This window comes from Rhodanobacter sp. FW510-R10, from assembly GCF_058781105.1.
Genome location: NZ_JBYSWL010000001.1, coordinates 2,213,990 through 2,226,064, shown reverse-complemented (window position 1 = coordinate 2,226,064; position 12,075 = coordinate 2,213,990). Strand labels below are relative to the sequence as shown.

The 12,075-nt window shown below is 61.2% G+C and carries 10 protein-coding genes; all 10 read right to left on the bottom strand.

Translation table 11 applies throughout. The features are described from left to right. Positions 1-120: 120 nt before the first annotated feature. On the bottom strand, positions 121-2,472 hold the full coding sequence (locus AC3WJB_RS09625; protein WP_492680987.1) for a TonB-dependent receptor: 2,352 nt from the start codon (positions 2,470-2,472) through the stop codon (positions 121-123). Between the two features lie 237 nt (positions 2,473-2,709). Next, positions 2,710-3,906: a porin gene (locus AC3WJB_RS09620; protein ID WP_492680985.1), complete on the bottom strand. Its 1,197-nt coding sequence runs from the start codon at positions 3,904-3,906 to the stop codon at positions 2,710-2,712. A gap of 106 nt (positions 3,907-4,012) precedes the next feature. Continuing rightward, positions 4,013-4,588, bottom strand: coding sequence for an S-(hydroxymethyl)glutathione synthase (gfa, locus tag AC3WJB_RS09615; RefSeq protein ID WP_492680983.1), 576 nt, complete (start codon positions 4,586-4,588; stop codon positions 4,013-4,015). Positions 4,589-4,622: 34 nt separating this feature from the next. After that, positions 4,623-5,747 (bottom strand): S-(hydroxymethyl)glutathione dehydrogenase/class III alcohol dehydrogenase, encoded by a 1,125-nt coding sequence (locus AC3WJB_RS09610; protein WP_492680981.1) that lies wholly within the window; start codon positions 5,745-5,747, stop codon positions 4,623-4,625. Positions 5,748-6,158: 411 nt separating this feature from the next. Then, positions 6,159-6,974 (bottom strand): ABC transporter permease, encoded by an 816-nt coding sequence (locus tag AC3WJB_RS09605; RefSeq protein WP_492680979.1) that lies wholly within the window; start codon positions 6,972-6,974, stop codon positions 6,159-6,161. Between the two features lie 130 nt (positions 6,975-7,104). Continuing rightward, positions 7,105-7,836: an ABC transporter ATP-binding protein gene (locus tag AC3WJB_RS09600; protein WP_492680977.1), complete on the bottom strand. Its 732-nt coding sequence runs from the start codon at positions 7,834-7,836 to the stop codon at positions 7,105-7,107. A 133-nt stretch (positions 7,837-7,969) separates the two neighbouring features. Further along, positions 7,970-8,770 (bottom strand): ABC transporter ATP-binding protein, encoded by an 801-nt coding sequence (locus AC3WJB_RS09595; protein ID WP_492680975.1) that lies wholly within the window; start codon positions 8,768-8,770, stop codon positions 7,970-7,972. Then, complete coding sequence (locus AC3WJB_RS09590) at positions 8,767-9,483, bottom strand: ABC transporter permease (protein ID WP_492680973.1); 717 nt, start codon at positions 9,481-9,483, stop codon at positions 8,767-8,769. Before AC3WJB_RS09590 ends, AC3WJB_RS09595 begins: the two co-directional genes overlap by 4 nt. Before the next feature lie 131 nt (positions 9,484-9,614). Further along, entirely contained in the window at positions 9,615-10,655 is a 1,041-nt protein-coding gene (locus tag AC3WJB_RS09585) for an ABC transporter substrate-binding protein (protein ID WP_492680971.1), read from the bottom strand. A 619-nt stretch (positions 10,656-11,274) separates the two neighbouring features. Continuing rightward, positions 11,275-12,015, bottom strand: a complete 741-nt coding sequence (locus AC3WJB_RS09580; protein ID WP_492680969.1) for a c-type cytochrome — start codon at positions 12,013-12,015, stop codon at positions 11,275-11,277. Positions 12,016-12,075: the final 60 nt, after the last annotated feature.

Sequence of the window (12,075 nt, the reverse complement as noted above, 5' to 3'; positions counted from 1 at the left end):
AGCAGCTGTATTCGCCTGCCATACAGACCTAGATCAAGCCCGCAAGCACAGCAACATTATGTTGCGTTCCGGACCATCACCGACTCCGCCGGGCTGGCGATTGCAAACCCAGATGTTTGCTCACCCGTCCACCGCGCCGAACTCGTAGCGAAGACCGACGAAGTAGCCACGCGGCGCGCCCGGCGCCACGAACAATGTGGAAGCGCCACGGCCGCTGATATTGATCAGGCGGTTCGGCGTATTGAATACGTTGTTACTCAACGCGCCGCTGATGAAATAGCGATGATCGAACACGTTGTGGATTTCGGCAAAGAATGACAGAGCGCGGGTCGGCCGATAATGCAGATCCAGATCGAGGATTACATACCCAGGTACGGCACCGTGACGGTCCTGATTATTCTCGTCTCCGATCGCGTACTGGTTTGAATAGGCACGCACGTTGCCGCCAAACGACCAAGCGTCGGTGAGGTGGTATCCACTGGCAAAGGTGAATGCATTGCGTGGCACGCCGGGCATGCGGTCTCCCTTGCGCACCTGGATCGCGCCTTCATCGCCGGCGCTGGAGTTGTCCGCGGCCAATTCCTCGAACGCGGCGTCGTAAGTGGCGGCGACGTGACTGTAATTTGCCTGCCATTCGAGCCGGCCAAGCTGGCCGCCGAGGCCCAGATCCACGCCCTTACGCAAGGTCTTCGGGACGTTGGCGAAGTAGCCCTGAGAGCTGCCGCCGGTGAAAATGGTCAGGATGTCGTTATCGACGCGGCTTGCATAGAGCGAAACGTTCCAGCGCAACCGACCGCCAGCAAGAGCGCCGCGCAGCCCCCCACTCAACGTGTGCACGACCACAGGCTTCAGCGGTGGATCACCGGTAAAATCGTTGGGCAGCGCACAGGGAGCCTCGGGGTTGGCGCATTCGACCTCGATCGGCGTCGGCGTGCGCATGCCTTCGTCGTAGTTGATGTAGGCGCCGAGCTGCTTGCTGACCGCCCAGGTAAAGCCCAGGCTGGGATTGAAGCGGCTGAAGCTTTGCCGACCGTTGATGTCCGGTGCGCGGCCTGACAGGTCGCTGACGCTCAGGCGGTTCTGGTTGTAACGCCCGCCAGCGCTCATGTGCACGGTGTCGGCCAATGCCACCACGTCCATGAAATACACGCCGTAGCTGCGACTCACCGAGCCCGCATTGGTCATCGGATCCTGGGCAAATGGCTGCAACCCCAGCGCGACACCGCGCAAGTCCACCTCGTAGGGGAAAAACGCCGGCTGGCCAGACTGATTGAATACACTGTCGCCTACATCCAGGCTCACTCCCAGGGCGAGCTGGTTGGCGTGGCCCGCCAAGCTGCCGTTGACGACTGCCTGCAAGGATCCCCCGAAGCCGCGCGTGTACACGTTGCCCAGTACGTTGGAAGCAACCACGTTGTTGATCGTCGCCGCCGGGTTATGTGGATCGTAAGCCGGGCTCAGGCCGACGTAGTAATACCGGCCCAGCGAGTGCGGATCGAATGGCCCCCCTGGCATGTAGCCCAGGGGTCCATCCTCGTCAGCGTCATATTCGTCAAAATCATTGGTGTTGCTGTTGAAGCTGCGGCTTTGGGAGATGCGCAGATAGGCATTGGCCTGGAGCGCCCAATCTTCATTGAGCTGACGCGAGCCCTGCAGATTGAACTGGCTGAGATTGTTGACGAAGAAGTCTGGCCAGGTAAAGGCAGCCGCAGGTTTACTCGCCCATTCGATCGGAAGGGCCTGGGTGCCATACAGCTTGGCGTGCGCGCCGGTGTAGCTCAGCGCGATGCTGGTGGCCTCATCCGGCCGCCAGTCCCCACGCAGGAATGCCTGCTGCACGCGGCTTGACGAGTAGTCGCGCCAGCCGGTCTCGTAGCTGCTGCCAATACCAGCATAAAACCCAAGATTTCTGCCGTGAACACCGAAGTCCGCGTCGGTCTGGATGCGTCCCCAGGATCCGCCTGAAACGTCAAGCGAACCACCCTTATCCGTAAAGCCGTTCTTCGTCGTCAGCAACAGCGCGCCACCAAGTGTGTTCAGGCCATACAGTGGGCTGGAACCAGGAATCAGCTCGACGTTGCGGATGGCAAAATCGGGGATCGCCTCCCAGTTCATCGTCCCGGCAAAGGGTTCGTTCTGGCGCACCCCGCCCATGTACACGGATATGCCCGAGGGCGAGCCGAGCAGCGGCGACAACGTGAAGCCACGGAAGAACAAGTTGCCTTGCCAGGGATTGCCCTGCGATTGGGTGACATTCACTCCCTGGAAGTTGCGCTGCAGCAAGTCGGTCACGGACTGACCGTGTATTTGCTCGACGTCGTCGGCCTGTGCACTTTGCACATTCAACGGCACTTGCCCCGGCGGCACGTTCAAGCCGGGCAACGGCGTAACCCCGATCACCATGATCTCGCCCAGCTGCTGCACTGGTGGGGTGGCAAGCACCACAACCGACACCATCGAGAGAATCGTCATTCCCAGCGCGCCACCGATCGATCCGACCCGGCAACGAGTACGGTGCGAATCCAGGATATTCAGCGACACATCTACACGCTCCGCGCCACCAGAAAACGGACGGAGTTTGCGATACCTACAATACCGACCCAAAGCAACATTACTCTATGCGAACTTCGCTTTGCGACGTGCATTGCCTATGTGCCGTGAACTCTCCTGGTTGGACAATCCAATTGACCGATGGAAATACTGCAATCATCAGAAAAAGATGATACCGCCGAGGGATATGCCGTTCATGCGTGCGTTGCCGCCGAGATAATCCTTGGATCGGGTCTGGCTCAGCTCAAGGTCAAGCGTCACGCTCTTGGTCAGCGCGTAGTAGCTGCCGGCAGTAATGTTGCTGTTGGATTTGAAGTCGCCGGCGGCCGGCAGATCGTCACGATTGCGGCTGAGTCCTCCACTCAAGCCGAGCTTGAGCTTTTCCGTTGCCTGCCAAGTGCCCTGCAACAAATAGTTGACGCCCTTCGCGTCACCTTGGTCGCCGTCGGTCAGGATGCCGATGCCGCGGCCGGCCTGTACGTTCGCGAGCAGGCCGAATTGGCCAAGCTTGAAGCTCGCGCCGACTTCGGCGGCGGACATGGTGAAACTAGCCGGATCGAGTTCCGAACCGGCTGGTGCATAGAACCTCTGGGTCTTGGCGCCCACCCAGCCCTTGAAGTTGCCGCTGGAATACGACAACTGCAAATGGATTTGCGGATCGGTGCGTGAGTCGTACATGGCGGTGTTGTTCACCGGACTGAAAACGCCGCCGGTAAAGCTGAAGCCGGACATGTCGGGAGATGTATACGTAATCTGGCCGTAGCTGCCCAGGTAGGTATAGCCCGCTCCGATATGCCCCAACGCCACGCGTCCGCGCTGCGTCGCCTGTACCGGCATGCCGACACCAAGCAAGGTCATGTCGGTGAGAATTGCGTTGGAACCGAATACACCGTAATCACGGCCCAGCTTGACGGTACCGAAATCCGGCGTGCCCACGGTGAAAAAGGCCTGCCGCACATCCACACCGCTGTTTGCCGAAAGTGCATCCGAAGTGGCGGTATGCACCATGATGCCAACCTGCGCATTGATGTCAAAGCCTTCCTGGTTCGTGGTGAACTTGGTGATGAGGGCATTCGGCAACAGGCCGTTGCCGATCGTCGTGCGATCCTTCTGGCCCCCGCAGCCGAGCGCCTCTCCGGCGAGCGCGGTACCGCCGACCGGACCACCCGAACAACTCGTGGTGGTATAGAAAGCATTGACGTATCCGCTCAGGTCCACCGTCCAGCCATTGCCGCTGAACGAGGTCGCGTCCGCAGCCAGCGGGCACCCGGTCACCAGCGCGAGTGCGAGAGCAGCTCGCTGCAGCCTGGCTGTCCGGCGACACGTCGGGTTTCGTTTTGCTGATTTGCGTTGCATGTGCCTTTCCTCCCATGACCCGTTGGCCGCGTACGCGACGGCCGGAAATCCCGGCCACGCACGACCGCGACATCGTCCGCACCAGCCCCAACAGCGCCTGCAGGAGTCAGGCTTGCAGCACGCCCGCCGCCTTCGCCGCGTGGGTCGCGACGATGTCCATCAATTCCGGTGAATAGCAATCGTACGGCTCGATGCCCAGTTCACGTAGACGGGACCGCACTGCATTCATTTGAGTCGGCGCTACCCCACCCTCGATGATCGAGGACACAAATGCCGCGAACGTCGGCGGCGCATACCCCGCTTGCCGAGACAGTTCAGGGTGGATGAATACAAAGCCATGGAATACGTGCGTCGGGTCCGGGACGGTGTCATACATGTGCGTGCCGCAGACCGTGCAGGCATGACGGTGCAACACCGCGTTCTTGTTCACCACTTTCAGCTTTTCTTCGTGTTTGGTGACCTTCACCTTGTCGCTCGGCACCGCCGCAAGCATCGAGAAGTCCGCGCCTTTCGGTTTCCAGCACTTGGTGCAGCCGCACAGATGATTGAACAGAAACTCACTGTCCACCGTCACCTCGACCTGATCGGTGGCGCAATTGCACACCAGGGTGCTGCCGGAAAACCCCGGCTTTCCGGGCTTGACACCGTCATCGACGGCGGGGTGGATCTTCGTGCTGGCCATGTAGTCTCTCCAATTGAAAAGCGGGTTGCCGGTGTTACGCCACGGTGTCGTCGTACTGGATCACCGAGCGGATGACCTTGCCTTCATGCATCAACTCGAAGGCATCGTTTATTTTCTCCAGTGGCAGAACCCTGGAAATGAACTCGTCCACCTTGAGCTTGCCCTGCATGTAGGAGTCGACGTACCCGGGCAACTGGGAACGCCCCTTGACTCCACCGAAGGCGGCACCGCGCCAGACTCGCCCGGTGACAAGCTGGAATGGTCGCGTGCTGATCTCCTGACCTGCCGCCGCGACACCGATGATCGTCGATTCGCCCCAGCCCTTGTGGCAGCACTCGAGCGCCGAACGCATCACGTTGACATTGCCAATGCACTCGAACGAATAATCGACACCGCCGTTGGTCTTGTCGACGATCACCTGCTGGATCGGCAGGTCGTATTCCTTGGGATTGACGAAGTCGGTGGCACCCATGGCCTCGGCCATCGTCCACTTATCTGCATTGACATCGATCCCGATGATGCGAGCCGCTTTCGCCATCACCGCACCCTGAACCACCGCAAGGCCAATGGCGCCCAAGCCGAACACCGCGACCGTCGAACCGGGGCGGACCTTGGCGACGTTCAACACCGCGCCGACACCGGTGGTGATGCCGCAGCCGAGCAGGCAGACCTTTTCAAGCGGTGCCCTGGGGTCGATCTTCGCGATCGAGATTTCGGGCAGGACCGTGTATTCGGAGAAAGTGCTGGTGCCCATATAGTGGTGCAGCGTCTTGCCCTTGAACGAAAACCGCGACGTGCCGTCCGGCATCACGCCCTTGCCCTGCGTCACGCGGATCTTCTGGCATAGATTGGTGCGGCCAGACAGGCAATACTCGCACTCGCCGCATTCGGGCGTGTAGAGAGGAATCACATGATCACCGGGTTTTACCGAAGTCACGCCCGGGCCGATCTCCTCGACGATCGCGCCGCCTTCATGGCCGAGAATCACGGGAAACAGGCCTTCAGGATCGGCGCCGGATAGCGTGTACGCATCCGTATGACAGACTCCGGTAGCGACGACGCGTAGCAATACTTCACCCGCCTTGGGCCCATCCAGATCCACTTCCTCAATGTGGAGCGGCTGGCCCGCCTCCCACGCAACCGCTGCACGCGTTTTCATAGTCAATCGTTCCTCATAACCGTCAACCCTGCGCCGAAGCGGGCTGCCCGGAACGTACCATGCACTTTGGATGCCAGTTTCCGGCGAAGTCTGCAGGCGGCGATTCAGTCACTTGAAGCGACTATGTGGCTACCTGTCACGCGTGCTGTATCAGATTCGTGACAAACGAGTGTGCCGCGTGCGGTACAGCCGCCACAATGGGCATCACTGCACGACTTTCACGATAGGCCTCAGGTAAATTCCTGTCCCTGCCATTGCTGGATGGAGACGACTGGGAAACAGAAAATTCTGTGACTGAACTGCGGCATCTGGACACCTCGCCACAGCAAGCCTTGGCCGACTCCGGATACGCGCGGCCACCGCACGCGGGCGCGCGGAGCGTTATCACTCCGACAGCTTTTCAGGAATTGCTCAGCCGCCTTGGCGCTTGTGCCGCACCGTGCCGCGCTGCGGATCGTAGCCCCATATCGCCAGCCCCAAAAAGGCGACGAGCGTGGCAAGAACCACTCCGCACGCAAGCCAGTTCATCTGCCCGTACATCGCGTAGCGGATCAGATCGATACCGTAGGTGAATGGATTGATGCGCGCCAACTGGTAGATGATTTCGGCCCCGGATTCCTGCAACTTCCACAACGGGTACAGTGCCGGTGACAGGAAGAACATGGGAAAGATCACAAAGTTCATGGCCCCGGCGAAATTCTCGATCTGCTTGATGTAAACGGACACCAGCAGACCCATCGCGCCCAGCATCAGGCCAGTCAGGAACATGGCCGGCAACGCCAGCAGCAGGCCGGGCCACCATGGAAGATCGAGTCTGAATATCGCGCAGACCGCAAAAAATGCGTACGCTTGCAGGATTGACAGAAAGGTGCCCGCGAGCAGCTTGCACGTCAGCAACACCGAGCGCGGCAGCGGTGCGGTTAGCAGCAACCGCATCAATCCCATCTCACGATCGTAGACCATCGCCAGCGAAGATTGCATGCCATTGAACAGCAGGACGATACCCACGAGCCCTGGCACGACGTAGACCGGGTACTCGATATAGGTTGAGTACGGCGGAATCACGGAGACACCGAAGACATCCCGGAAACCGGCCGCAAAAATAAGCAGCCACAGGCTCGGCCGCACCACTGCGGAGAGCAATCGCCCACGCTGGTGCATGAACTTGACCGTTTCGCGCGAGGAAAGCGCCAACAGCGCCTGCACGGCGTGGCCCACGATCGACATGGCGGAGCTCATTGCAGGCTTCCCCGAAGCCGACCTGGCGCAGGTCCCGGTCGAACTGAAGCAGCCAGATCGCGATCCTGCTGCGGAGCGCCGCCGGGTATCTCTCGCAGCGATCCAGGCCTCGCGTGCATCAGACCGCTTCCTCTTTTTCTACCGAAGTTTCCCCGGTCAGGTCGAGGAAGGCGTCCCGCAGCGAACTCTGTCCTGTGCGCTCGCGCAATTCCGCGGCGGTGCCGGAAGCGATCCATTGCCCCTTGTGCAGGATGATGACCCGGTCGGCGGATTCGGCCTCGTCCACCAGGTGCGTCGCCCACAGCACACCGACGTCGCGATGCGTACACAGCGAGTGGACATACTCCACGAGCTGCGCCCGTGAGGCGGGATCAAGCCCTACCGTGGGTTCGTCCATCAGCAGTACCACCGGGTCGTGCAGCAGCGCACGGGCCAGTTCGACCCGGCGGCGATTGCCGCCAGAAAGCGCCCGCGCCCGATCTCCGGCCCGCGCGGTCAAGCCGATACGCTGCAGCTCCGCATCGATGCGGGCGCGCCCTGCACGTCCCATGCCGTGCAGCCGCGCATGGAAACGCAGATTGGCAACGACGCTCAAGTCCAGGTCCAACGTCGGCTGCTGGAATACCACGCCCAGGCACGCGAGCGCCCGCCGCGCCTGATGGCGCATGTCGAAGCCCGCCACCTCGATGCGTCCGGCGTCGGGTACGAACAATCCGGTTAGCAGTTGAAACAGCGTGCTTTTCCCCGCACCATTCGGTCCGAGCAGGGCCACGAACTCGCCGCGTGCGACGTACAGGGACAGTCGGTCCAGCGCTTTGATTGAGCCGTAGGACTTGCTGACCTCGTCCACCGCGAGTGCGAGTGTGGCCTGTCCCGGTAGGCGCGACGTGGGTGTGGATGTCCCACTGGGTACGTTCATCACGGCACACCGGGGCGCGGGTACGCGGCACACCCCGCCAACGTCCACACCAAGGCGCCAGACCTCACAACCCCTCCTGACCACGCCGGCCTGCGTCCACGTCAGCACCGACTACTTCGGATAGCAGCCGTTGATGGTGTGCCAGCAGCCGGCGGCTTAGAGCAGCTATCTCGGGACTGTTCATATCGTGACTACCTGTTTGCTCGACACGATAGTCCAGCACAACGCGGGCTGGCCTATCACCCAGAAACAATATGCGATCGGCGAGCACCAGTGCCTCAGTTAAATTGTGGGTAACAAACAATACCAGTGGCCGCACCCGCGCGCACAGCCGCCGCAGCAACTCGCGCAGCTGGTCAGCGGCCGGCAGGTCGAGCGACACGAACGGCTCATCCATCAGCAGCAACCAAGGCTCGATCACAAATGCCCGCGCCAGCGCGGCGCGACGCTGCATGCCGCCAGAGAGGTGGCTCGGCCACGCATCCCGAGAAGTGCGCAGGCCGACCTCATCCAGCAAGCTGTCTGCGCGCGAAACATAGCTGCGATCGCGCGCCAGACGCGCTGCTTCCGCCAGCCGCACGTTGTCGCTGACCGTGAGCCATGCCATGAGCCGTGGCTCCTGGAATACCATGCCCAAGCCGGGAGGCGACTGGCCGGGCTCGGCCAACGGCGCTCCGTCGTAGCAAATCGCACCCGCATAGTCGGCGTCCAGACCGGCAACCAGGCTCAGCAGTGTGGTCTTGCCCACACCGGATGGCCCGACGATGGCGACAAATTCACCTGCGTTGATGGTGACATCGATATCGGCCAGCACCGGCACGCCGTCGAAACGCTTTTCGATGACATGGATGTTCAACCCGTTCATCCGCGCCACCGCGTCAAGCGCTTTTCAAGAGGCCGCATCACACCCGCTTCAATGGCCATGACGACAGCAGCAAACGCGAGTGTGTACGCCAGAATACTGGTGATATCGAAAAACTGGAAAAATACGGACAATTCAAAACCCACGCCATTGCTGCGCCCAAGCAGCTCGGCAACCAGTACGATCTTCCAGATCAGCGCCAGGCCGTTGCGCGCAGAGGCGATGAGGTACGGGTAAAGCTGCGGCAGTACCACCCGATGCAGCGTCACTGTACGCGGAACGTGATACACCTGCGCTACCGCCAGCAAGCGCAGGTCGATGGCCCGCGTCCCTTCGCGCGTTGTCACCACCACGACCGGGATCTTGTTGAGGGCCACGGCCACGATCACGGCGACTTCCGTGAGCCCGAGCCATAGGTAACACAAGATGATGATGACCAGCGCCGGGATGTTGAGTGCAAGCACCAGCGGGCCATCCAGTAACAGGTTGAGCTTGCGCGAGCAGCCCATCATGAAGCCGATCGCGGTACCGACGGCCATGGCCACGATGAACGCAGCGGCCACCCGCGTCAGCGTGATCCCCAACTCCAGCGGAAGCTGGCCGCTGCGGGTATAGCGATACACCGCGGCGAGCACCGCAACCGGCGTCGGCAGCATGTTGCTGTCCGCGAGTCGTGCCGCGATTTCCCAAATCACCACCAGGGCGACGAGCGACACGCTCCGCCACAGCCAACTGCGCCCCAGCGCTAATCGAACCCCGCGCCAATACGCCGGCGCCGCCGCGCGTGGCTCCCTCCTGCCAATGATTCGGGGCACGTCGCCCGGGCCAAGGCGACGATGAAAGAACCTCATGGCCGACGAAATCCGCTCCAAAACACATCCGCTGGCAACTCACTCGTTCCACTGGTGAGTTCGCCGTGGTTTCCATCAGCAATCAGATCGAACAATTGTCCAGCTGCGTGGATTTCGGGCGCGCCGAAGTGCTCGACGATGCCGTCCCGATAACCCTGTCGGATCGCGGCGAAGACCACTTCGTTTTCAGGTTTGACCTTGCTCCTCAGCGGCTGCCAAGCCGCATCCGAGCGGGCCAGCTCCTGCTTGGCATCGTAAGTGGCGGCGATGAAAGCGCGCAAGGCATCGCCGTGGGTTTCCGCCCACCGTTGCGAAAACACCCAACCCAGCAACGGCGGAACGGTCTTGACGCCCAATCCCTTGAGCATCTGCTCCACCGTAATCACCGGCTGCATACCCTGTGCAACAAGGCGGGAGCTGTATTGCCAGAAGTTGATTGCGGCCGGAAGCTCGCCGTCGAGCATCAGGTGGTTGATCAACGGCGGTGCGGCAAACTGTGGTTTCGCGACAGACTTCAGGTCGATGCCGTACTTCTTGCGCGCGTAAGCACGCGCGATCAGCCAACTCTTGTCCACCGGGCCACCAGCGACACCGACCCGTTTGCCCTGGAGGTCGGCGAGCGACTTGATTCCCGCCCCCGGATTGGCGACGACGGCACCGACCGCCTTCGAAAACGGGACAAACTGGTAATCCTGACCGCGGGATCGGAGCGTCGCGACCCAGAACCAGTCCGAGACGACAAGGTCGACGCTGCCACTCAGCAACGCCACCTTCATCGCGTTCTCGGACGCCAGGGGTATCACGTCCAGCCGGATTCCGTGTCTGCCCGCGAGACCCAGCCTCTGGACGGTATCGATCTCCCAGCCGACCGTGCCGAACTCAAGCACCCCGACGCGCAGTTCGGGAACGTCGCGTGCAACCTCCGCGCGCGATGCCGCACTTGGCATCATCGCGAGGAGCACGGCACAAATCAGCGCAAAAACGCGCGTGACGTAGTCAGTCGACGCTATGTTCATTCTCGCCTGCCAGCCCTTCATGGAAGCACCTTCCCCACCAATCCCGGCGAATATTCTGGGCGTTCTCGATCCATGCAGACCTGACTTTCTTGCAGCGTAGCTGACCGCGCAGAACGAGGCGACAGGATCGTCTCACCCAGGTTTCAGGGCAGACACTCCATGTCAAGGTGCACCGGTGAATATCAAGCCGACGCAAGTTCGGATCAAGTACAACGGCGGCCACCGCGCGGCTACGTGGAGGTGACGTGGTTAGCAATGCATCACCGTCGCGTGCCGCCACCATGCGTCACAGGCATACGCACCTGTGTCCTGATTGGCTGCCCCCGCGCGCTGGAAAGCACCACAACCTCGAGCGCGAGCAACGTGGCGCCACTTGAAGAAGGTCAATGATCGCGATCCCGATCAGCACGCGTCCGGCGGCTGCGGCTTCGGTGCGGCATCCACGATGACCGCAACTTTTCACGGACCGCCAGGTTGGGCAACGACCATCCTGCGTTCCCACCACGCAGCTGCACCACGAGCGACCGGTAGTATCGCCTGCCAAACCAGAGCTGCCGATCAGTCCCGCTCGGTGGGGGCTGTCACCCACGCAGGACCGTCGAGAGCCCCGAAACCGGATCGGGGCGCCTCCCATGCTCGTCTAGCCGCTCTTCTTCGCGTTCATTGACTTGATCCACGTGATGATCTTCCAAAGGTCGCCAGCTTTTGTCAGGGTCGTGCCGCCTTGCTGCGGCATCAACGCGGGGGTTTCCGGGCTTATCCGCGAGTATCCCGCCGCCTGCAATTTCTCACTACCCAGGGTGACAAGCCGGTACAAAGTGTCATCGCTCTCGCCGTAGATCCATACGCCATTGTTGAGTGGCGGACACATGCCCCCGCCGCCATTGCCACCATGGCAGGCATTGCAACCGTGATTGAGAAACTGCTGGTGACCCTCAGCGACCACGGTGCTGTTCGCGGGATCGTAGGGGTTCGTCAACGTGCCTTTCGGCGCGTTCTTGACCACGTCCACCGGGTCTTCATCGTACCCTTTTATTTCCTTTACGACTTCCAGCTTGGGCACCGCGTTGGTCCAGGTCCCGTCTGCGACTTTTTCCCGTAAATCCAGGTATTCGACGCGATCCAACTGACCATCACCGTTTGTGTCGGCGGCTTTGAAGTTCAGATTCGGCATGGCGGCCAGGGCTTCCTTTTCTGTCACCATTCCGGTGTGGCTGGTGTCCATTGACTCATACGTCGCCGGCACACGGATGCTTGCGGCGCTGGCCGGAGTCGCCGCCGAACTCACCGGGCCGCTGCTGGCAAGCACCAAGCCGATACCGGCAACGGCAGCGACAACGGCGGCAGCACTGGTAAAGCCATACGCAGTCTTGCGAAACATTTGACTCTCCTTCAAGTACCAGTTAAACATCTGGTGGTGCTTCCACACCCCGGCACCGCC